The organism is Lysinibacillus sphaericus (assembly GCF_005217585.1).
Lineage (GTDB): Bacteria > Bacillota > Bacilli > Bacillales_A > Planococcaceae > Lysinibacillus > Lysinibacillus sphaericus.
Genome location: NZ_SZPT01000001.1, coordinates 312,702 through 336,224, shown reverse-complemented (window position 1 = coordinate 336,224; position 23,523 = coordinate 312,702). Strand labels below are relative to the sequence as shown.

At 37.6% G+C, this 23,523-nt stretch carries 17 protein-coding genes, 1 riboswitch and 1 other annotated feature; all 17 genes read right to left on the bottom strand.

Going from position 1 to position 23,523, the window contains the following annotated elements; genetic code table 11:
- Window positions 1-37: 37 nt before the first annotated feature.
- Window positions 38-439 (bottom strand): hypothetical protein, encoded by a 402-nt coding sequence (locus FC748_RS01575; RefSeq protein ID WP_024363195.1) that lies wholly within the window; start codon window positions 437-439, stop codon window positions 38-40.
- A gap of 87 nt (window positions 440-526) precedes the next feature.
- A riboswitch (cyclic di-GMP riboswitch) is annotated at window positions 527-628 on the bottom strand.
- Between the two features lie 124 nt (window positions 629-752).
- On the bottom strand, window positions 753-3,398 hold the full coding sequence (locus tag FC748_RS01570) for a valine--tRNA ligase (RefSeq protein ID WP_025220182.1): 2,646 nt from the start codon (window positions 3,396-3,398) through the stop codon (window positions 753-755).
- 179 nt (window positions 3,399-3,577) lie between these two features.
- Window positions 3,578-3,899: a binding site (T-box leader), on the bottom strand.
- Between the two features lie 281 nt (window positions 3,900-4,180).
- Window positions 4,181-4,861 (bottom strand): hypothetical protein, encoded by a 681-nt coding sequence (locus FC748_RS01560; protein ID WP_029747283.1) that lies wholly within the window; start codon window positions 4,859-4,861, stop codon window positions 4,181-4,183.
- Between the two features lie 141 nt (window positions 4,862-5,002).
- Complete coding sequence (locus FC748_RS01555; RefSeq protein WP_024363198.1) at window positions 5,003-5,449, bottom strand: SRPBCC family protein; 447 nt, start codon at window positions 5,447-5,449, stop codon at window positions 5,003-5,005.
- Between the two features lie 123 nt (window positions 5,450-5,572).
- Window positions 5,573-6,865, bottom strand: a complete 1,293-nt coding sequence (gene hemL / locus FC748_RS01550) for a glutamate-1-semialdehyde 2,1-aminomutase (RefSeq protein WP_108029860.1) — start codon at window positions 6,863-6,865, stop codon at window positions 5,573-5,575.
- Window positions 6,865-7,845 (bottom strand): porphobilinogen synthase, encoded by a 981-nt coding sequence (gene hemB, locus FC748_RS01545; protein ID WP_024363200.1) that lies wholly within the window; start codon window positions 7,843-7,845, stop codon window positions 6,865-6,867. Before hemB ends, hemL begins: the two co-directional genes overlap by 1 nt.
- Window positions 7,842-8,603, bottom strand: coding sequence for a uroporphyrinogen-III synthase (locus FC748_RS01540; RefSeq protein WP_024363201.1), 762 nt, complete (start codon window positions 8,601-8,603; stop codon window positions 7,842-7,844). Before FC748_RS01540 ends, hemB begins: the two co-directional genes overlap by 4 nt.
- On the bottom strand, window positions 8,593-9,525 hold the full coding sequence (gene hemC / locus FC748_RS01535) for a hydroxymethylbilane synthase (protein WP_024363202.1): 933 nt from the start codon (window positions 9,523-9,525) through the stop codon (window positions 8,593-8,595). The genes FC748_RS01540 and hemC overlap by 11 nt, the downstream gene beginning before the upstream one ends.
- Before the next feature lie 18 nt (window positions 9,526-9,543).
- On the bottom strand, window positions 9,544-10,371 hold the full coding sequence (ccsA, locus tag FC748_RS01530; protein WP_024363203.1) for a cytochrome c biogenesis protein CcsA: 828 nt from the start codon (window positions 10,369-10,371) through the stop codon (window positions 9,544-9,546).
- A 222-nt stretch (window positions 10,372-10,593) separates the two neighbouring features.
- Window positions 10,594-11,958 (bottom strand): glutamyl-tRNA reductase, encoded by a 1,365-nt coding sequence (hemA, locus tag FC748_RS01525; RefSeq protein ID WP_024363204.1) that lies wholly within the window; start codon window positions 11,956-11,958, stop codon window positions 10,594-10,596.
- Between the two features lie 343 nt (window positions 11,959-12,301).
- Window positions 12,302-15,232, bottom strand: a complete 2,931-nt coding sequence (locus tag FC748_RS01520; RefSeq protein WP_108029861.1) for a VWA domain-containing protein — start codon at window positions 15,230-15,232, stop codon at window positions 12,302-12,304.
- A 17-nt stretch (window positions 15,233-15,249) separates the two neighbouring features.
- Complete coding sequence (locus FC748_RS01515) at window positions 15,250-16,698, bottom strand: S-layer homology domain-containing protein (protein WP_024363206.1); 1,449 nt, start codon at window positions 16,696-16,698, stop codon at window positions 15,250-15,252.
- A 79-nt stretch (window positions 16,699-16,777) separates the two neighbouring features.
- Window positions 16,778-18,430 (bottom strand): hypothetical protein, encoded by a 1,653-nt coding sequence (locus FC748_RS01510; protein ID WP_024363207.1) that lies wholly within the window; start codon window positions 18,428-18,430, stop codon window positions 16,778-16,780.
- A 165-nt stretch (window positions 18,431-18,595) separates the two neighbouring features.
- On the bottom strand, window positions 18,596-18,769 hold the full coding sequence (locus FC748_RS01505) for a YjfB family protein (RefSeq protein ID WP_080653334.1): 174 nt from the start codon (window positions 18,767-18,769) through the stop codon (window positions 18,596-18,598).
- Window positions 18,770-18,967: 198 nt separating this feature from the next.
- On the bottom strand, window positions 18,968-19,549 hold the full coding sequence (yihA, locus tag FC748_RS01500; RefSeq protein ID WP_025220187.1) for a ribosome biogenesis GTP-binding protein YihA/YsxC: 582 nt from the start codon (window positions 19,547-19,549) through the stop codon (window positions 18,968-18,970).
- A gap of 4 nt (window positions 19,550-19,553) precedes the next feature.
- On the bottom strand, window positions 19,554-21,878 hold the full coding sequence (gene lon / locus FC748_RS01495; protein ID WP_024363209.1) for an endopeptidase La: 2,325 nt from the start codon (window positions 21,876-21,878) through the stop codon (window positions 19,554-19,556).
- A 232-nt stretch (window positions 21,879-22,110) separates the two neighbouring features.
- On the bottom strand, window positions 22,111-23,382 hold the full coding sequence (gene clpX, locus FC748_RS01490; RefSeq protein WP_108029862.1) for an ATP-dependent protease ATP-binding subunit ClpX: 1,272 nt from the start codon (window positions 23,380-23,382) through the stop codon (window positions 22,111-22,113).
- Between the last annotated feature and the right edge of the window lie 141 nt (window positions 23,383-23,523).

Sequence of the window (23,523 nt, the reverse complement as noted above, 5' to 3'; positions counted from 1 at the left end):
TGTGTTTTTAACTAATTTTTTTCAAATAAACAACAAATTATTGTAATTGATGGATGCCTAATAGCGCTCCCATATCATCTAAAATTATTTTTGCATCATTATTTAAGAGTGGCATAACATCCGATCTTTGCACTAGTTCTAATGAATTTTTTAATGTTCTTTTCAGCATCGAAATATCAAAATTTGAACAATACTCATTAATCTTATTTATCACTAGTAAATCTGTACGTGTTAATGAAATCTTCGTATCTTTTTGTCCCTTATTATCCGCTAAAATATGTTTAATAAGAACCCGTCCACTTGCATTTAATAGTCGATAATATTTAGCCTCCGATAACTTTAAAAGATTTGCTTCTATAATTCCCCTAGCGCTCACAAAATCTAAATCATCACAAGCTTTGTTTACTTTCACTACAATTGTTCCAATATTTCCTGACATAATAAACCTCCGTTATTCTTGCATTCAAAGTAAAAGACCATTCTACTCAACATAGAATGGCCATAAAATTAAATAAAAATTTCATTTAATGGTAACCAGGCGATCATAGTTTGAAAAATACTCATTTCTCTTCACCTTAGACCCTAGGCTTTGCGTCCTACCCTTTCGGATAGTTTGCCTTTATCTATTATACTAACTAAAATAGATAATACTATATATTTTTTCCTAACTCAATACATAACTTTTGATGCATAAAAAGAAAAACAGCAAATGACTATTTCGCCATCTGCTGTTTCTTCAAATCACTATGCTATTACATGTTTTTTAATTCTTCTAAACGTTTTAATACTACTGCATGTTTCTCTTCATAATCCGCTAATTTTTCGCGTTCGGCATTTACTAATGCTTCTGGAGCCTTTGAAACAAATTTTTCATTGGACAGCTTACCAGTGACAAGCTTCACTTCTTTCGCCCACTTTTCTAGTTCTTTTTCTAGACGAGCGATTTCTTCTTCTAGATTGATAAGACCTACAAGCGGTAAGAATAGCTCTGCTCCCGTTACTACTGCCGTCATTGATTGACTCGGAGCCTCTAAGCCTTCACCAATTGTTAACGGCTCAGGATTACAGAATTTTTCTAAGTAGGCTTTATTCGCTTCAAGAGTAGCAACTGTTGCACTATCTTTAGCAGAAATGAACAACGGTACTTTTTTGCTCATAGGTGTGTTAACTTCCGCACGAATATTACGCACCGAACGTATAATATCCATAAGGAGCTTCATATTGTCTGCTTCTTCAGCAAAGTGAAGATCCGTACGCACAGTAGGCCATGCTGCCACTGTAATTGACTCACCTTCATGAGGTAAATGTTGCCAAATTTCTTCTGTGATGAATGGCATAAACGGATGTAATAGACGCATTGTTTGGTCTAATACGTAAGCTAGTATAGATCGAGTTGTTTTCTTAGCAGCCTCATCTTCACCATTCAGCGGTAGTTTCGCCATTTCAATATACCAAGAACAGAAATCATCCCAAATGAAATTATATAGTTCACGACCTACTTCACCAAACTCATAACGTTCTGCTAATGAAGTCACACGTTCAATTGTTTCATTCAAGCGCGTTAAAATCCATTTATCGGCTACTGATTTTTCACCAGTTAAGTCGATTTCATCATATGTCATTCCATCCATGTTCATAAGTGCGAAACGGGAAGCATTCCAAATTTTATTAGCAAAGTTCCAAACAGATTCTACTTTTTCCGTTGTATATCGTAAATCTTGGCCTGGAGATGAACCTGTTGCTAAGAAATAACGCAGTGAATCCGCTCCGTATTTCTCAATAACATCCATTGGGTCCACACCATTACCAAGTGATTTACTCATCTTACGTCCTTCGCCATCACGTACCAATCCGTGGATTAATACATCTTTGAATGGGCGTTGTCCAGTAAATTCAATACCTTGGAAAATCATACGAGATACCCAGAAGAAAATAATATCGTATCCTGTTACAAGCGTACTTGTTGGATAGTAACGTTGATATTCTTCATTTGCCTCGTCAGGCCAACCCATTGTAGAAAATGGCCATAGTGCTGATGAGAACCATGTATCTAACACATCTTCATCCTGTGTCCAATTTTCTGCGTCTGCAGGCGCTTCTTTACCTACGTAAATTTCACCTGTTTCATTGTGATACCATGCAGGAATTTGGTGTCCCCACCATAATTGGCGAGAGATACACCAGTCACGGATATTTTCCATCCAACGAGAATATGTGTTTTCAAAACGTGATGGAACGAAGTGAACTTTACCTTCCTCGTCTTTTTGCAGTTCTAAAGAGGCATCTGCAAGTGGTTGCATTTTAACGAACCATTGTGCGGAAAGATAAGGTTCTACAACTGCACCAGAACGTTCAGAATGTCCTACAGAGTGCATATGCTCTTCAATATTGATTAGGACACCTGCTTCTTGTAAATCGGCTACAATTTGCTTACGGCATTCAAAACGATCCATACCATTGTATTTACCCGCAAGTTCATTCATTGTGCCATCTTCGTTCATTACCAGAATACGTTCTAAGTTATGACGATTACCAACTTCAAAGTCGTTCGGGTCATGAGCTGGTGTCATTTTTACTACACCTGTACCGAATTCCATATCAACGTAATCATCTGCTACGATAGGAATTTCTCGGCCCACGATTGGTAAAATAACCGTTTTACCGATTAAATGTTGGTAACGCTCATCTTTCGGGTGAACTGCTACACCAGAGTCCCCAAGCATTGTTTCAGGACGTGTCGTTGCAACTTCCACATAGCCAGAACCATCTGCTAATGGGTACTTCATATGATAGAATGCACCTTGTACATCCTGATAGATAACTTCAATATCCGATAAGGCTGTTTTTGCTGCTGGGTCCCAGTTAATGATACGCTCCCCACGATAAATTAAGCCTTTTTCATATAATTGCACGAAAACCGTTTTAACGGCATCCGATAAACCTTTATCGAGTGTAAAACGTTCACGAGAGTAGTCTAATGCAAGGCCAAGCTTCGCCCATTGCGCGCGAATATGCCCAGCGTACTCCTCTTTCCATTCCCAAGTTTTTTCTAGGAATTTTTCACGTCCCAAATCATAACGTGTAATATTATCTTCACGTAGTTTTGCTTCTACTTTTGCTTGTGTAGCAATACCTGCATGGTCCATTCCTGGTAACCAAAGTGCATCATAACCTTGCATACGCTTCATACGAATTAAAATATCTTGTAATGTTGTATCCCATGCATGACCAAGATGCAATTTTCCTGTTACGTTCGGTGGTGGAATGACGATTGAATAGGGTTCCTTCCCGCTTTCAGGTTGTGCTTCGAAAAATTTACCTTGTAGCCACCATTCATAGCGACCCGTTTCAATAGACTGCGGATCGTATTTCGTCGGCATTGAAATGTTTTCTGTCATATTGACTCCTCCTGTTGTGAAATAATTTTTGACATTTATGCGCTTAGGCAAGCTTCATAATTACTCGTCTTGATTTACCAGTGTATTCACACCAAATAAATCAGTGACAAATGCCTTTGGATTATTCGCTAATAAAATGCATACATCTTTTTAGCAAATAAAAAAACTCCTATCGTCAACAAAAGGACGAAGGAGTTTAAGTTCGCGGTACCACCTTTAATTCCAGCAGAGTAAGATAAGCACTCTCGCACATCACTATTTCTCATATTAGTGCACTTTAAATGCCCTTATACATTAGAAGTAAGGATTCATGCTGGATGTCTTAAGCTTATTACAGCTGGCTCTCAATTCGTTAACGGTGTTTAACCGGCTTTAACTACTATTAGTTCACTAAAGCTGCTCGAGGGCTACGTTCGATTACGTACAAATAGAAACTTTTCAGCTACCGTTTCCTCTCTATAAATGCACAAATAATTTACTCTTCCCTGTCATAGCATCCATATTCAGCTTTCCACATTGTACCGCAAATTCATCTATTTTTTCAAGTGATTTAGTTAATTTCAGCTAGTCTTAAAAAGTAAATAGAAAAGGAAGTGACTATTCATATGCGACGACGTAAGTATAACCCTTGGCTTTTACCACCTTGGCTACGACAATTTCGATTTTATTGTAGAACAATTATTGTACCGATTTGTGGTTTTCAGTTTATCCGCGTTATCATCATCCCAACTTCTGGCGATCTTATCATCTTATTACTTTTACTACTTCTATGCTATTTACTTTTAAAAGATATCATTTGATACACGAACTTTGAGCGGAGTATAGTCTTCTGTTAAATCCCAAATCATTGTTTCTACTTCATTCCAGGAACTTGATTCACGCACAGCAGAGTGACTGGAAGATTCTCTAAGCACAATTTTTTGTTCCGCCGGTACCGATTGTTTAGCTTTGGCTGATGCTTCTACAGGTGTCGGCTTCATTACTTGGACAGTTTGCTCAATAAACGTAGACTCCTCTATTGGAAGTTGCGTCTTGGCTACAACAACCTGTTCCTCAACAGCATCGATTTTTTCTACTGCTGGCATTGGTAATGCTTCACTACGAAATGTACTCGTCACTGTCCATTCAAGTTGACACATTTGATTGGACAGTATTGGACGAATGTCTTTCACCATTAAGTCCTCAATCGCTGCCTCTTTTGGTAAATCAACATTTAATGGGACTGCATATTCAAAATAGCCAGTATCTCCTTGAATATCGAGTGCATCAATACTGATTAAATCTTCGGCATCCATGAATGTTTGCATGTCTTGAAAATCAAAGCGTACATGCGCTGTGATATGATAAATACCATTTAATCTTAACGAGTCTTCTAATTGCATCGATTGCCATTGTGGCTTTATCTGCACAGCCGCAATTTCTGTTGGGCAACCATATCCCGGAAAACAAAATGTTTCACGCATATTCCAAGTTTTCTGTTCGATAATAATCCCTCCCTTAGCATCATATGAATTGCAATCGAAATGTATGCTAGACAACGATGGTTACAAGATTTTTACCATAAAAAAAGCATGCCTGAATAAAAATCAGGCATGCTTTTACGCTTAAACGTTTACCATTTTAATTTTATTTGCTACGCGATCTGTCAACATTTGTGTAGCTTTTGGAACGATTGGCTTGAAGATTGGATTTAATACAGGACCAGCTAAACCTCCTGCTGTAACTTCTAAAAAGCCTGTCATTTTTGTATTGTTTGCATCAATGCTTTCAGCTAAGAAATAGCCATTTCCTGTAAAATTATCTGATAGGCCTTTTAATTCAAAAGTTACCTTTGAAGGTGCTGCCCACTCTAAAATTGTAATCTCTACTTCTACCGTTTTTTTCAGTACACCAACATTACCTTTAAATGTCCACGTAGAGTGTTTATCATCTATCATCGTATGTGCATTATAACCTGGGACAAGCTTTGCCCATTTTTCCATGTCACTAACGAATTCCCAAACATGTTCAATTGCTACGGGTACTTCTACTGTATGTGTGCCTGTTGCCATTTTAAAACCACTACTTTCTTTTCTGAATAGCTCTATTATAAACTAAAACGCCCACTATTTGGCTATGCTGAAAGTTTTAATTTTGACAAAAAAAAGCCACCCCAATGGATGGCTTTAGATAACTTATTTTGCTAATTGGGCAAACACTTTATGGAAAGCATCGACCGTTTTCGCGATATGTTCCTCTGTATGTGCAGTAGAAATAAACAATCCTTCAAATTGGGAAGGCGGTAAGAAAATACCTTCTTCTGCCATTAAACGGAAGTATTCCGCAAATAATTGTAAATCAGACGTTTTCGCTGAAGCAAAATCGATTACATCTTCATTTGTAAAGAAGAAACCAATCATCGAGCCAGCGCGATTCACCGTATGTGGAATATTGTACTTTGTAGCTGCAGCTCTAAATCCTGCTTCTAGTTGGTCTCCTAACTTTTTGAAATACTCATAGGCGTTTTCATCAAGTCGGGATAACGTTTCATAGCCTGCTGTCATTGCTAATGGATTACCTGATAATGTACCAGCTTGATAAATTGGACCAGCCGGTGCTACTTGCTCCATAACTTCCTTCTTACCCGCGAAAGCACCTACAGGTAGACCGCCACCAATTACTTTCCCTAGCGTTGTCATATCTGGTGTTACAGCAAAGTAACCTTGCGCACAGCCATAGTCAACGCGGAAGCCTGTCATAACCTCATCAAAGATTAGCAGCGCACCATGCTTTGTTGTTAATTCACGTAAGCCTTCTAGGAAACCTGGCTGTGGTGGGACAACGCCCATATTCCCTGCCACTGGCTCAACAATTACTGCCGCAAGCTCTGCACCAAATTTTTCAAATACTTGTTTAGCACCTTCTAAATCATTGTAAGCCACCGTTAATGTATTACGCGCAATATCCGCAGGTACACCAGGGCTATCAGGTAGGCCTAATGTCGCCACACCTGAACCAGCTTTTATCAATAATGAATCACCATGACCATGGTAAGAGCCTTCAAATTTCAAAATTTTATCACGACCTGTTACACCACGTGCTACACGTAATGCAGACATTGTTGCTTCTGTCCCTGATGATACAAAGCGAATCATCTCCATGCCAGGTAAACGTTCTAATACTAGTTTAGCTAAACGATTTTCTGTATAACTAGGAGCTCCAAAAGAAGAACCTTTCGCTGCAGTTTCAGCAATGGCTTTTACAACTTCCGGATGAGTATGCCCTAAAATTAAAGGGCCCCATGATAGTACATAGTCAATATATTCATTGCCATCGATGTCTGTAATTATTGCACCATGACCAGATTCCATAAATATAGGATCCATATTTACTGATTTAAATGCACGTACGGGACTACTAACCCCACCCGGCATTAAGTTGATAGCTTCTGCATATGCTTGTTTTGATTTTTCGTAAGAACGCGCCATTATTTCTCCTCCAACCAACGTGCTACATCTTTAGCATGATAAGTGATAATTAGATCCGAGCCTGCTCGTTTCATACCTAGCAATGTTTCAAGCACTACTTTTTTCTCTTCAATCCAACCATTGATAGCTGCAGCTTTAATCATTGCATATTCACCAGAAACGTTATAAGCAACAATCGGTAATGTATAGTTATTTTTCATATCTCGAATAATATCTAAATAGCTTAGGGCAGGCTTCACGATTAAGAAATCCGCACCTTCTTCAATATCAGATTCTGCTTCACGGAAAGCTTCCATACGATTGGATGGGTCCATTTGGTATGATTTACGATCACCAAATTGTGGTGCTCCATCAGCCGCATCACGGAAAGGGCCGTAATAGCTTGATGCATATTTTACGGCATAGGACATAATTGGTACATTTTCAAAGCCCGCTGCGTCAAGACCAGTACGTATTGCAGCAACAAAACCATCCATCATATTTGACGGTGCAATAATATCTGCACCTGCTTTTGCTTGTGAAACAGCAGTACGTGCTAAAACATCTAAAGAAGCGTCATTTAAAATTTGATCGCCCTCAATCAAGCCACAATGACCATGGTCTGTAAACTCACACAGACATGTATCAGCAATCACTAACAGCTCTGGGTGACGCTCTTTAATAAGGCGTGTCGCTTCTTGAACAATTCCATGATCGTGGAAAGCACCTGTCCCCACTTCATCTTTTTCTGCTGGTAAACCAAATAAAATAACAGCTGGGATACCTAAAGCAACCACTTCATCTACTTCAGCACCTAGATTATCTAATGAAAATTGAAAAACACCTGGCATTGACTGAACTTCATTCTTAATATCTTCGCCTTCTATCACGAAAATAGGATAAATTAAGTCCTCTTTGTGTAAGTAAGTTTCTTTTACCATAGATCGTATCATTGCATTTGCGCGTAAACGACGATGTCTTTGAAATTGTAAATTTGTCATGTTCTTTCCTCTACTTTCGTTAATTCCTCGATGACTGCTTGCATAGTATAAATACTCGGCATAATGTCTACAGTAGCACCGTGGTTTACAATAGCTGCTTCTGTAATGTGCCCGATTGCCGCCACACGTACCGCTTTCCATCCAACGACTGTAGCTATATCCTTTGCATAGACATCTACAGCCGAAGGACTTGCAAAAATGACTGTAACATCTGAATGTTGCTGGATACAATCGATAATTACTTGTTTTTGGTCGTGGCGCTCAATCGTTTCATAAACCGTCCATTCATTTAATTTGAAGGGCAGCCCATCCTTTAATGTTGTTTTCGCTTTTTCCCCACGAATAAATAAACATGTTGGATTGTGCCCTGCAACAATAGGAAACTCTTTAACAAAGACATCGGCACTAAATATTGAAGGCATAAAGCTAACTTGAAAGCCTAACTTTTCTAATGCCGCAGTCGTTTTCGTTCCAATCGATGCAATTTTCCCTTGAAAATGGCTTGCACTTAAATGACAACGATTCATCTTACTAGCAAAAGCATCTACCGCATTTTGACTCGTAAAGATTAGCCAGTTAAATTGACGTGCAAATGCTAATTGCGCATCATCTTTTGGATCAATAATTTCGCAAGTTTCTATCAATGGGGCAAAAACTGCCTGACCACCTAAAGCGGAAATATCGTCTCCAACTGTTGCTGTTTTAGACGTTCCAGTTAAAATAATTGTTTTACCCTGCAAAGGTAAATTATTTAGCATCTTGCTCTGCCTTAACACGTTGAATTAAATCATAGGCACCTTGTTTCGTTAACATGTCAGCTAGTTCATTACCAATTGCTTCGGCATCAGTACCTACTACCGTCTCTTTATAAATAACTGCGGCATCTGGTGCGGCAACTAACCCTGTTAGTGTAATTTCTTCCCCATTATACTTGGCATAACCTGCAATAGGCACTTGGCAACCACCATCCATAGCAGCTAAGAAAGCACGCTCTGCATGTGCTTCTTTCCATGTAGCACTGTCAGTTAATTTTGCTAGTTCAGCTAATAATTCAGCATCGTCTTGTCGACATTCAATCCCTAAAGACCCTTGTGCTACAGCTGGAAGACAGTCTTCCACTGATAAAAACTCTGTTACGACATCATCGCTCCAACCCAATCTCTTTAAACCTGCGGCCGCTAAAATAATCGCATCATATTCGTCTGTTTCAAGTTTTGCTAAACGTGTATCGACATTTCCGCGAATCCATTTAATTTCAATATCAGGACGTAATGTTAAGAGTTGAGCACTTCGTCGAAGAGAGCTTGTCCCCACTACTGCTCCTGCAGGAAGATCTGCAAATTTCACATGACCTTTAGAAATAAATGCATCGCGCGCATCCTCACGAGGTGGAATACAACCAATTACTAAACCTTCTGGTAGTACGGCAGGCATATCTTTCATCGAATGAACCGCAAAATCAATTTCCTTGTCAAAAAGCGCCTGTTCAATTTCTTTTACAAAAAGTCCTTTACCACCAACTTTAGAAAGTTGAACATCTAAAATTTGATCGCCTTTAGTAACAATTTCTTTTACTTCAAATTCAAACGGCACACCTGCTGCCTTTAGCTCATTGATAAACCAATTTGTTTGCGTTAATGCTAATTTACTTCTCCTAGAACCTACAATAATTTTTCTCAACAGTCTCCAACCTTTCTTCTAATACCATAAATGGAATCGAGATAAGCTACTTCCTAAAAAGAAATTTACGACAACTAATAAATAAGCATAAATATGAACCCACGCATAATTAGTGCCCGTCAGCTTACTTTTACGATTCACATATAAAATACAACAATATAATACTAAAATGATAAAGGACCCTATTATCTTCGCATCAAAGATAGATAAACTCTCTAATCTTAATAATGCCCATTCAAAGCCTAATATTAAACTTATGAATAACATTGGAATCCCTATAAAAAATGATACGTTCATCCAATTGCTCGTTTGCTGTAATGATGGCAAACGTGTCCATAATTGTGACCATTTTTTCTTTTTTAATAAGCGATATAAAACTAAATATAATATCGCAAATACAAAAGTTAACGTGAAAGCAGCATACGATAATATCGCAAATGAAATATGGATAAAGAGCATTTCCGAAATTAATGTATCCCCTACTGCTCCTGTTGGCCTTTTCGGCATAAATGTAAAAATACTAGCAAATAAAAATCCTAATATATTGATAATAAATACTGGTAAATCGACTCTCGCTATACAATGGAGAATAATCGATAAAGTTACTAACAACCAAGAATAGAACAGAATTCCTTCATATAAAGATAAAATCGGGAAACGCTTTGTTTCGATAAAAGTTAGTATAATAATGGCACTTTGAATCACCCATACAAATGAAACAAGCCAAAAAGCAATCCGCCTTGCACGTACTTGTTTATAAAAGTAATCAGTAAAGTAAAACACTAGACTGATCGCATACAAGACGATCATCACTTCATAGAGCCTTGTCATTGTCAAATCAGCCAATGGACATCCCTTCTTTATTTCAAAAAGTGCTAAAGCTACTATAAACAGTATCCCAGCCTAAAAAAGACGTTTTCGTATCTTTAGTTTACCATACAGATACGAAAACGCCTCATGTAATTTCAAGTTCGCACACGTCAGCAAAACCATGCAAAAAGCAAAAATTTGCTACATGACTCAAATCGTGAGCCTCAAGCGATTGTGGAGCTCGAATGTCTAGACATCTTAGAAAGAGTACTTTGGTTCAGTAGGTGTTTGCGATGATCGTAAACGTTCTTTACGCTCAAGCTCTTGCTTGCTCATCATATCCACTTCATCTTCCACAGCATCCTCTATGCCAAAAATTTGTTGGAATAAACGTAACTGTTCATTTGCTTTTGGTGAATTTGCCATTTCCTTAGCTTGTAAAATTGGCTCTTTTAACAATTGATTAATAATTGATTTTGTATGCTTACTTAAAATCTTACGTTCTCGATCCGTTAACTCTGGCATTTTATTTTCAATACTGATCATTGTTTCTTGTTGAATTTGGTTTGCTTTTTTACGTAAAGCTGAAATGACTGGCACGACACCAAGCGTTGCAAACCAATCTTTAAATTGAACAACTTCTTTATCAATCATTTGCGTAATTTCCGCTGCCGCACGTTCGCGCTCTGCCAAGTTAGCTTCAACAATACCTTGTAAATCATCGATATCATATAAGAATACGTTTGGCAGATCACCAACACGTGGATCAATATCACGGGGTACCGCAATATCGACCATAAACAGTGGTTTACCTTTACGCAAACGTTCAACAAGTTGCATGAGCTCATAATCAATGACAAAATCTGTCGCACCTGTGGACGTAATTAAAATATCCGCTTCAAGTAGTGAGCATTGTAATTCCCTCATTGACTTCGCTTCACCTTGGAACTTGGCTGCTAAACTTTCAGCTTTTTCAAAAGTACGATTAATAACCGTCACTTTTCCTACGCCGTTACCATACAAGTTCTCGATAGCAAGTTCACCCATTTTACCTGCCCCTAAAATAGCGACGTGCTTGCGTTGTAAAGATCCAAAAATTTTCTTTGCTAATTCTACTGCTGCATAAGAAACAGATACCGCATTCTCCCCAATAGCTGTTTCACTATGTGCTCGCTTCGCAAATGTAACTGCTTGTTTAAATAACTGATTGTAGACCGTACCTGTCGTCCCAATCTCTTGTCCATTTAAGAAGCTTTTTTTCACTTGTCCTAAAATTTGTGTTTCACCAAGCACCATTGAATCAATTCCAGCTGTAACTTTAAATAAATGTTCTAATGCCTCATCTTCTTCTCGAATTGTTAAGTAAGAAGAAAAAGTCTCCACAGGCAAGTTGAACCAATTTGCTAAAAATTGCTTCACAAAGTGACGTCCAGTATGCAATTGATCGACGACTGCATATATTTCTGTTCGATTACAAGTTGAAACGATAACATTTTCCAATATACTTTTTTGTTTTTGCAGCGCTTCCATTGCTTGCGGTAACTCGCTTTCTACGAAAGATAGCTTTTCCCTAATTTCAACTGGCGCTGATTTATAATTCAAGCCTACTACGATGGTATGCATGAATAACACCTCACACGTTCTAATTCACAAATCTCATTATAGCACAGTTCGACAATAGTTCATCTATTATTTGTGAACATGTCATGAAGAACTATAATTCATTTTCTACTTTAGAATTATTATAAACTAAGTTTAACAAATTATACGTATTGTATCAAATTTTAAAACTGCATACGAGTAATGCTGGTTTCGCTATGTCAAGGAAAGTTCAAAAATAGAATGGTCTGCTAGATAGCTTTCTCTAAAAATGGCATTGAACTCTTTTACACAATAGAAAAAACTGTAGACAAACTAAAACTTGCATCTAGTCGTCTACAGTCGAATCGCTCCTCATTGAGCACTTTTATGAATTTGTAATTTTAACAGTTTTTTGTGAAATTATTTTTCCGTCTTTATCATAAGCTAAAAACTCGATGTCGCCATTGACTTTAAAGTCAACCATAGTTTGAACATTTTTCGTCAACATAAACACACTATCGCTGCGCTTTTTAAGATCAAATTGAACATCACCGCTGACAGAGGAATAACGAACAACGACATTTGCAACATTTGGACAATTACTATCAATTCTTGCATTCATCGTAATATATCCTTTTCGGATGGATACTGTCGCTTCCTCAAATAAATCATCAGGGTTGATACAGCTTGAAGGCGCAGTTTTACATAGAATCGCATCAATTATTTTTTGAGCGACCTGATGGAACTGGTAATTATCAATTGCATGATAATATGTGCCACCTGTTTCCGTAGCCATTTGTGTCAGAATTGCCTCATTAATTTGGTTTTTCTTACCCATACTTACAGTGTAAATTTTGATGCCTTTCTTTTTCGCATCATTAATTACTTTTGTCATTTTTGATTTACTTGTTTTTCCATCAGATACAACAATAATGGATTTAGAAGTTTTTGTATCATTTGAGAATTTAGTAAGAGCTAATTCTATACCCGTAAAAATCTCTGTAGCTCCCTTATCCGTCGATGTACGATACAGGTCTTTCTTTAAGACATTATCTGTACTGCCTTCACCTAATACAGTTGCACTTGTGTTCGTTTCAATGACAATATTATTTTTCGCCTGAATTTGATTGATTACTTCCATCATTTTTGTACCGCGATAATTCGTTTGGTCGATACGTTTCATAGAAGAAGAGTAATCAACTACATATGCGACTTCAGTTGCTAAACTACAAGCATTTTTACTAAAGTAAGGATTTGTAAAAATTTCTTTTGTAATCGTTTTATCTGTAATAGACTTCAATATTGTTGCATAACGTGGGTCAACTTTATTGACAAGAGTAGCTTCTATTTTAGATTTCCCATAAATGATCGAGTCAAAGTAAGCGACTGCAGTCCCTGGCCCACCTGTATTATTCAAATAATCCGAAGTATTTGTGACAAAGGATGCCGTTTTTTCTACACCATCAAATTTGATTTTTACCGTTCCTTGATAATCCGTAATTGGTTCTCCACCTGGACGAACTAACGTTACCATAACTTGTGTATATCGGTCCTTACCAGATGGTCTTGCCGCAGCATCTGCACTTTCTTTTAACGCCTCAACACGTTTTTTATAAGCTTCTACTTGTCCTAGTAATTTACCGCCTTGGTATTTTAATAATACGGTACGTTCATAATTACTTAAGCCCGTTAATATAGCATAAATTTTCATAACACTATCATAATGCTCTAATGTTAAATTCTTTTCTTCTGGCATATATTTTGGACTCATTAACTGAATAATCGTACCTACTGGATTGATATTTTCCACTTGTGAAGCAATATTATCATCGATTCCTTGGATTCGATAAATTGGACGACCATCCTCTGAAATCATATACATAATCTCAGTCTTCGCTGGTGTCGTCACAGAATCTTTTAAACGCTCGTTCAATATTTTTTCAAATAAATATACAGAGATATTATAGTTTTCAAATTGTAAAATCGCATTCTCATATCCAAGAGCAGGATACTTCGGATCGGCGCCACCATATTGTAAATACATATTTTGTACAACGCCTAGAGAATTGGTAACATTTGTTTGTTGTCCAATACTAAAACGCTTTTCATCTGCATCAGGATTTAATGGCACGGGACCGTAAACATCAATTACATTTTCAGTGAAAAACTCCGGTGGCTTTTCATATTGTACATAAGGTGGTGTTATAGTACCATTGTCATCTGTATTCGTTGGGTCATACACTTTAAAGTCAATGCGTAATTCTGGCTGTGGCGCGTAACGCACGTGTGCATTTAATTTTTCTCCAACCAGACACTTCATGCTAGGGTCTGTGTTGTTAATAAGTTCAAAACTAATCGTATCACGTACTGATTTTGTAAGCTTTTTCGCTTTAACAAACGCTGTTACAGTTGAACCGTCCGATTGAACGTTGCGAACAGCTTCACCAGCTGAATTGACAATATCAGCTCCCTCTGAAGACGTTACACGGAACGTATAGGACTTATCATCAGCAATCGGGTCACCGTTACATGCCTTTAAAGATACTGTAATCGGCGTCATATCCTCACCGTTTGCAATTAAATCTGTTTTTTCAACTTCAATACTTTGCAGAGCATTATTGACATAGTCAGGACCTGTAAAATCACTATCATTATCCTTCGGTTCTTCAAACTCTCCGCTATTCGAACCCATAAAGCCTGCTGGTAAAGTTACTTTATCATTATCACGACCTGCTGCAGATTTTTTTAAACCTAGGACAGCAAAGGAACCGTTTTGTACACTACGATATAAAAACTCGGCTGCATCACCACGAGATAGTTTCGTAGAGGGATTAAAATCAGCAAATGTTTTTTTGCCTGTATTGCCAGTTGAAATATCATTTGTATATAAATATTGTACTGCCTGTGGTTCATCTAAATCTAAACCTTTAAATGCAGCATATATACGTGCAAAGTGACCTCGTGTAATGGCTTTTGAACGATTTACCATTACATGTGTACCTTCGAATGGCAAATATAAATCACTATAAAAATTATAGGCAACACTTTCGTTATATGATAACGCATAGTTTTTATCAAGCTTTGCAAACATTGTGACAAGCTCTCGCTCTGTTACTTGCTCGTTTGGCAAAAAGTTATTCGCACCATTTAATGCTAATAAATCATTATCAACTGCCCAAGAAATAGCTTTGTATTTACTATCAGTTGTCGGCACATCTTGAATCGTTGTAGCAGCTAGTGAGACCATTGGTGTTACAGTCATAAAGGCTAGTACAAAACAGGCCAATAATAGCAATGCCTTTTTCGCATATTGCATTCCTTTCAGTCCTTTCATTAGTTAAAGAATAATATATCATCTCGGTAGTTTTGTTTTAAATCATTCTCTAAATAGTTTAAGAATCGCTCAAGCACAGCAGATGCTTGGGCACGAGTTAATGGTTGGTTTGGATTAAATCGGCCCGTTACAGGGTCGCCTGTCATAAGACCAAGCTCATTGACGATATAAATACCATCTCTTGAATAGTTAGGAATTTGTGCATCATCTTTAAATTTTGTAACATAGCCAGGATCTGGCGCTTTGTTTTCAAGCCCTAATGCACGGACAAATATTGCCGCAGCTTGCGCACGTGTAATCGCATTATCTGGTTTAAAATAATCTGGTGTCACACCTTTAATAATGCCTTTGTTGACTGCCGATTCAATATAGGCATAATCTTTCATCGTACGTTTAACATCTTTAAAGACACTTGTAGATGTTTTTTTCGTATTCTTTTCTTCCATAACACGAAGGTCAACTGCTTTACCAATGGCGATAGTAAAGTCAATTCGTTTCATCGGCGTATTTGGTGAAAAGAAATTACTTGTATCGGAATAGATCCCTAATGAGTATAGTTTTTCGATAGCAGCTTTTGCATAGTGATTCGATAAATCACGGAATTTCGGAATAATAAGACGTTCGATTGTCGGCGTAAATTCTGTATTTAAATCCACTTTACCTTTTTGTCCAGAAGCTAAATCATACGTATATTCTGAAATTACGTCCTTTTCGCTAACGACCGCATAGCCTCCATCAAAGCTTGCTAAACTGCCTGGATTTTCCTCATAATTGAGCACACGTGATTTGCTTGTTGATAGGCGATTTTTCACATGGCTTGTTGTGCCATCACTGTACGAATAAACAGATTCAGTAATTTGCGTTTCAGTTGCTCCCCAGAAATTTTCGTACCCGGCATGACGACTATCCGTTTCTATTATTACTGTATTTGTTTTTGCGGTCTTACCAGAGCCAGTCTGAAATGTATATGTTTTTCTTGAAATAACATTTCCTGAATAATAATCAGATGCTGCGCGGTTATCTGTTACAGTTCCTTGTGAAAACTGGTAGTCTGCTAATGTATACGTTATTTTGCCGACTACAATTTTCTCAGAGTACTTTTTCACAACACCATTCGATGTCTTTTGCCCAATCGTAGCATAGTTAACAACATCTGATTCATAAGCTATATTTCTTGTTAATGTCGCGCCATTACTTGCTGTTAATTTTAAACTATACGTTTCTGTTAATTTCCCTTTTGATTCTTTTTGAGTAATTTTAATATCTTTACTCGTCCCTTTAAAAATAATGGGTGTTCCAGTAATGAACACGGCTTCTTCGTATGTATATTCATTTTTTACCGCACCAGTTGTTTCCACCGATGTGGCAGAAGCATCTGCTAGTATGCTGGTCCCCATAACGAACACCATCATTAACGCTAACAGCACTTTCAATACCTGTTTTCGCATCTGTTTTTTTCCCTCTCTTTCTTCCCATGCATATGCACAGATGAAGCTATCCCTACATAGAGAGATAGCTTCCATCTTATTAATCTACTAGAATGAAATGTGCCTTTACAAAACGGTCAGATAGTACGACTAAACGATCGGAAGGTTTCAAATCAGATGGTTGAATAACTTTCCCTGCTTTAATAAGCGTCGCTTGATCAATATTCATATCAACCATTTGGCCTGCCTCATACCAACGACCATTTTGCCATTGACTCACACTTTTCACATTAATAGTAGCTGGATATGTCGATTTTACTGACTGAAGTTTACCTACTAGCATTAATGGAGCAACTGGTTTTGCATTATCTAACATGTGAAGAGCTTGTACATGCCCGTTGTTCACATAGAAGTAACCGTAATCCCCTTCTGATAAATACAGTTCAATATCTGGCATTACACTATATGTTTTATTGCCATCATCAACCTTTGCCTTTGTCGTATTACTCACAGATAGTACAGTCTTATCTGTTTTCTTGAACACATTTGATTCGATTTTCATTGCATCATCAATTTCAATTAAATAGCCATCCGCTTGAGTTAAACGTCCATAATATAATTCATGTGATGCTAAGTTTGGTGACATAAAGCTATCGCTTGTTACATCCACCACTTGTGCATAATGATCACGAGCAGTACCGTCAGTAATAACAAACGCAGTACCATATGCTAATAATCCTGTTGGTTGAACAAAACGGCCATTGCGAATTAAAATTGATCCATCATGGAAGTACAGCGTGCCCGCATTTTTCAGCTTTAATAATTGGTAATCTGTATCGACTGCAATCATTGGCTCATAGTACGTACGTTCATTATTTTTCAATACAACAATCTTCTCAATAACCTCTTTACCAAATTGCTTCACTGTCGCGTAATATGCTTCACTACCAATATAATTTTTCAACTGACCTTTTTCTATTTTCGTATTGCCAACGTAAATAGGAACCTTTGTAGAAAAACTCATTGTAGATAGTGCAGTTGTTGACGCTGTACCAAATTGCCAGTTCACAAAGGCATTTTGATTTTTAACCGTTAATTTGTTCGCATTGATATTAACCGATTGTATTTCACCTTTGTAAAGATTTTCAACTAATGTTCCTGTCTCACTAATATCTACTTTTGTCACAATCGAAGTACTTGTATTTTTCAGATGAAGCTTTACACGATCTCCTACATACAGTCCACTAATATCAACTGATGAGGAAGCTTTTTGAAACGCTGTATCCTTATTCAAATAATATGTAGTTTCTTTACCGACATCTGGCTTTACCATAATGAACATACCATTAGGATCAATGCTTGTGATTACGCCAGCTATCGTTTTAGGATTTTGTGCGACTGTTGTCGTTTCCTCAGTAGTATTGGAAGTACCACGAAGTTCCACTACACTACGCAGCGAGATTTCAGCTTCTACTTTCATACCTAGTTTAAAACCTTCAATCGTTGTTTCCGTATTATTGATGTACAGGCGGGCACTATTGCTAATATTGTATGTGACTTGGCGACCACTCGCATTTTCTAAAGTGATTTTACTTAGCTGTTTTTCTACTTGCCCACTTGCATTCGTATATTCTGAATAAGTTACATCTACGAAGGTTCCTGTTACTAACTGTGCGGCCTGAACAGTTGGTAATGATGGTAAACTAAATACCATTAAACATAGAACGATCAATATGTATGGAATCTTCTTCAACAATTCCCGCCTCCTTATAAAATTGTTATTTATCAATAGTATATCGTATTATTGGTAGTTTTTCTTATTCAAAAAGTTACATTTTCACATGTTTTTCTATTTTTTCGAATCTACCATAGACATAAAGGAAGAGGTAGCTTCCAATTTCAAGCTACCCTGCCAACATCATACTTGGATATCAATTGTATGTCCGGCTGTTGGATGTGGAGCATCTAACATTTCAACTAACTGTTCAGTGTTTTGCTGTTGCATCTCCATCGCTTGCTTTGTAACAGCTAAAGAGACATTTTGCATAAGATTTGATTGATTCATTGCGATAGATAAAGCTGCAATATCCATTCTAGTCCACCTCCTATTTCATTTATCGGCTAATTTTAGCGTTCATCAAGCAATTTTCTTATATTTGTCCATAACTTTCATGCTAGTAATTAAAAGTGTCAAAGCGCTTTTCATGAAAAATAATAACGACGAAATGCTTGCACATAAAAACAAAAAAACATCTACTGTGCTACATAAGACGCAATAGATGTTTTTAGTTTACATTTTATTTTCAATTGTTTGCCAAGCTTCTTCAAAACCGATGCCTTTTTCTGAAGAGAACACAATGAGCGGATCATTTTTATCCATATCTAATGTTTCCTTGACAACTTTTTTATGCTTATCCCACTTACCTTTTGGAATTTTATCTGCCTTCGTTGCAATAACGATACAAGGAATACTGTAATGTTTTAAAAAATCATACATCATACAATCATCAGCAGTTGGAGGATGACGTAAGTCTACAATTTGAACGACCGCTTTTAATTCTTCACGGCCCGTAATGTAACGTTCAATCATTTTCCCCCAAGCTTCACGCTCGGTTTTTGAAACTTTGGCATAACCATATCCCGGAACATCGACGAAAAACAGTTGTTCTTCGATTTTGTAAAAATTTAGCGTTTGTGTCTTCCCAGGTTTAGAAGAAATACGCGCTAACGCTTTACGTCCAATCATTCTGTTAATGAAAGATGATTTCCCAACATTTGAGCGACCTGCTAATGCAAATTCTGGCAGTCCATCTTCTGGGTATTGGTCCGGTCTTACTGCACTTATGACCATTTCGACATTATGGACTTTCATTTCTTTAAAAACCTCCGTCTAGTGCAATTGCTAATACTTCATCAGCAGATGACACTAGTTTAAATGTTAAATTTTCGCGTACACTTTCAGGAATATCTTCAATATCACGTTCATTATCTTTTGGACAAATGATCGTTGTTAAGCCTGCTCGGTGTGCACTTAATGTTTTTTCTTTCAAACCGCCAATTGGTAGGACGCGACCACGTAATGTAATTTCACCTGTCATGCCTACTTCACGACGAATCGGGCGATGTAAAATCGCAGAAACTATTGCTGTTGCCATCGTAATACCTGCTGAAGGGCCATCCTTTGGTACTGCGCCTTCTGGTACATGGATGTGGATATCATGTGTCTCGAAATATTCCGAATCCACATGAAGTTCTTCTATTTTTGTACGTACATAGGACAATGCAGTTTGTGCCGATTCCTTCATAACATCTCCGAGTTTCCCCGTTAGCTGTATTTTTCCTTTACCAGGAGTTAAAGAAACCTCGATTTGCAACGTATCACCACCAACGGTTGTATACGCTAGCCCAGTTGCCACACCAATCTGATTTTCCTCTTCTGCTTGTCCATAGCGGAAACGGTGTTTTCCAAGGTATTCGATAACCGATTTTGAACTTACAGTAACACGTTTCTTTTCCCCAGACACAATAACTTTAGCGATTTTACGGCATAGCGTTGCGATTTGACGCTCTAAGCCACGAACCCCCGCCTCACGCGTATAATAGCGGATGATATCCAGCACCGCTTCATCTTTGATAACAACTTGTGTTTTCTTCAAGCCGTGTTCTTTTAATTGCTTTGGTATCAAATGATTTTTTGTAATTTGAGCCTTTTCAATTTCTGTATAGCCAGCAATTGAGATAACTTCCATACGGTCCAACAAAGGCCCAGGGATTGTACTTAAATCATTGGCTGTCGCAATGAATAAAACGTTAGATAAATCGTATGGTTCTTCAATGTAATGGTCGCTAAATGTGTTGTTTTGCGCAGGGTCCAACACTTCTAGCATTGCCGCTGCAGGGTCTCCTCGGAAATCATTAGACATTTTATCGATTTCATCAAGTAAAAATACCGGATTAATCGTACCTGCTTTTTTCATCCCTTGAATAATACGACCTGGCATAGCACCAACATACGTACGACGATGTCCGCGAATTTCAGATTCATCGCGCACGCCACCTAAAGAAATACGAATAAATTTGCGATCTAAACTTTCTGCAATTGAACGTGCCAATGAAGTTTTACCTACACCTGGAGGGCCAGCTAAACAAAGAATTGGACCACGTAATGAATTTTTTAACTGACGCACAGCTAAATATTCTAGCACACGTTCCTTTACTTTATCTAACCCATCATGATCGCGGTTTAAAATTTCCTCAGCATGCGTAATATTCATTCGATCCTCGGTTGCCTTTGTCCAAGGTAAGGATACTAACCAGTCAATGTAATTGCGAATAACACCACTTTCCGCGCTAGCACTCGGCAATTTTTCATATCGATCAAGCTCTTTTAATGCCGCTTCTTTTGTCGAATCAGGCATGCCTGTTTCATCGATTTGTTTACGCAATTCCGCAACTTCACCAGTTTTTCCTTCTCGATCCCCTAGCTCTGTTTGAATAGCTTTCATTTGTTCGCGTAAGTAATATTCTTTTTGCGTACGCTCCATCGATTGCTTTACTTTCGTATTAATCTTCTTTTCAAGGTCCAGCACCTCTTGTTCATCATGCAAGCGAATAATTAAATGATCTAAACGTTTTTTAACATTTAACATTTCTAAAACTTCTTGTTTATCCGCAATTTTGATTGGTAAATGAGAGGCTATAATATCAGCAAGGCGGCTTGGTTCTTCAATATCAGCCACTGTATTAATCGTTTCTGTCGTGATTTTGTTGGAGGATTTAGCGTATCTTTCAAAATACGTTAACAATGTACGCATTAAGGCTTGCGTTTCCACATCTTTCTCAACTTTATCCTCTTTTACATCAATATCAACAACTGTAAATTTCTCTAATGCTTGATAATTAGACCAAGTTGCACGCGCAACACCTTCAACTAAAATACGTAGTGTGCCGTTTGGCAATTTAAGCATTTGCTTTACATACGCCATCGTACCGACTTGATATAAATCCTGTTCTTCTGGCTGTTCATCGTGCATTTCTTTTTGTGTCACCAATAAAATCAATTGGTCCTCTAACATTGCTTGTTCAAGCGCCGCTACAGAACGATTTCTACCCACATCAATATGTAACACCATCGACGGGTATACTAAAAGTCCACGTAAAGGCAATAATGGTACATTTGTTGTTTTTTGAATTGTTACCATGCGGGTATTCACCTCCGTCAAAAATTTTCTTGTTCACAATCCCGCGCTTCTAGTATGTGTTTAAAAAACCGATTCACACTATCTATTCAAACGAGCCAAAAATTTCATCTATTTACAGTCGCCGGCTTTATGTATGAATAAAAAGCTGACTCTCGATATGTGCGAACATTGCACAATCGAAGTCAGCTAAGTTACTCTTTTTCTCATAACAATAGACAGCTTTGTCTGTTTATTATGCTGAAGTTTTTGTGTCGCTACCTTCATCGAGTTCAGTGCCATCTTCAAGAAGCAATTTCGGTTTCTCTTTATCCGTAATTGTTTTTGCCGTAATGATACATTTTTTCACGTCATCACGTGAAGGTAATTCGTACATTACTTCAAGCATTGTTGACTCAATAATTGAACGAAGACCACGTGCACCTGTTTTACGCTCAATTGCTTCCTTTGCAATTTCAGAAAGGGCACCTTCATCAAACTCAAGCTCAACACCATCTAGTTCAAGCATTTTTTGATATTGCTTCGCTAGCGCATTTTTTGGTTCCGTCAAAATTTGTACAAGTGCAGCCTCATTCAATTGTTCTAGGCTTGCAAGTACTGGCAAACGACCGATGAATTCTGGAATTAGACCAAATTTCAACAAATCTTCAGGAATTAATTTCGACATTAATGAACCTTCGTCCACTTCAACTTTATTAGGATCTGAACCGAAACCAATCACTTTTTCACCTTGACGACGTTTAATGATGGATTCAATACCATCAAATGCTCCGCCTACGATAAATAAAATATTTGTTGTATCAATTTGTAAAAACTCTTGGTGTGGATGTTTACGTCCGCCCTGAGGAGGCACACTTGCAACAGTACCTTCTAAAATTTTTAGCAATGCCTGTTGGACACCTTCTCCAGACACATCACGTGTAATCGATGGATTTTCTGATTTACGTGCAACTTTATCGATTTCATCAATATAGATGATCCCTTTTTCTGCACGTTCGATATCATAATCTGCTGATTGGATTAATTTTAATAAGATATTTTCAACGTCTTCACCTACATAACCAGCTTCTGTCAAAGAAGTAGCGTCTGCAATTGCGAATGGAACGTTTAATATACGTGCTAATGTTTGAGCTAATAATGTTTTACCGCTACCAGTTGGGCCGATTAACACAATGTTCGATTTTGCTAATTCTACATCATCAATTTTACTGTTTGTATTGATGCGTTTGTAGTGATTGTAAACCGCAACCGCTAAGGCTTTTTTAGCACGCTCTTGTCCAATAACATAATCATTTAAAATCGATAAGATTTCTTTCGGTTTAGGAATATCTTGGAAATCGATTTCTTCCTCAACACCTAGTTCTTCTACAACGATTTCTGAACAAAGTTCGATACATTCATCACAAATATAAACACCAGGACCTGCAACTAATTTACGTACTTGTTCCTGCGGCTTCCCACAGAATGAGCATTTTAAATTGCCTTTTTCATCATTAAATTTGAACAATATGTTTCACCCCTATTCAAGCTACAATCTTACAAGATTATTGAATCATTATCAAATAAATTGATTGCAACATTTACGTCATGGCGCAAATGCATCTAAATTTTGAATTATTTTCAAGTCTATTCAAACGATCTACCAGTT

What these genes read in the sequence shown, in the direction of transcription:
- FC748_RS01575 (WP_024363195.1), bottom strand. Translation starts at nt 439, where the DNA reads ATGTCAGGAAATATTGGAACAATTGTAGTGAAAGTAAACAAAGCTTGT.
- FC748_RS01570 (WP_025220182.1), bottom strand. Translation starts at nt 3,398, where the DNA reads ATGACAGAAAACATTTCAATGCCGACGAAATACGATCCGCAGTCTATT.
- FC748_RS01560 (WP_029747283.1), bottom strand. Translation starts at nt 4,861, where the DNA reads ATGCGTGAAACATTTTGTTTTCCGGGATATGGTTGCCCAACAGAAATT.
- FC748_RS01555 (WP_024363198.1), bottom strand. Translation starts at nt 5,449, where the DNA reads ATGGCAACAGGCACACATACAGTAGAAGTACCCGTAGCAATTGAACAT.
- hemL (WP_108029860.1), bottom strand. Translation starts at nt 6,865, where the DNA reads ATGGCGCGTTCTTACGAAAAATCAAAACAAGCATATGCAGAAGCTATC.
- hemB (WP_024363200.1), bottom strand. Translation starts at nt 7,845, where the DNA reads ATGACAAATTTACAATTTCAAAGACATCGTCGTTTACGCGCAAATGCA.
- FC748_RS01540 (WP_024363201.1), bottom strand. Translation starts at nt 8,603, where the DNA reads ATGCTAAATAATTTACCTTTGCAGGGTAAAACAATTATTTTAACTGGA.
- hemA (WP_024363204.1), bottom strand. Translation starts at nt 11,958, where the DNA reads ATGCATACCATCGTAGTAGGCTTGAATTATAAATCAGCGCCAGTTGAA.
- FC748_RS01520 (WP_108029861.1), bottom strand. Translation starts at nt 15,232, where the DNA reads ATGCAATATGCGAAAAAGGCATTGCTATTATTGGCCTGTTTTGTACTA.
- FC748_RS01515 (WP_024363206.1), bottom strand. Translation starts at nt 16,698, where the DNA reads ATGCGAAAACAGGTATTGAAAGTGCTGTTAGCGTTAATGATGGTGTTC.
- FC748_RS01505 (WP_080653334.1), bottom strand. Translation starts at nt 18,769, where the DNA reads ATGGATATTGCAGCTTTATCTATCGCAATGAATCAATCAAATCTTATG.
- yihA (WP_025220187.1), bottom strand. Translation starts at nt 19,549, where the DNA reads ATGAAAGTCCATAATGTCGAAATGGTCATAAGTGCAGTAAGACCGGAC.
- lon (WP_024363209.1), bottom strand. Translation starts at nt 21,878, where the DNA reads ATGGTAACAATTCAAAAAACAACAAATGTACCATTATTGCCTTTACGT.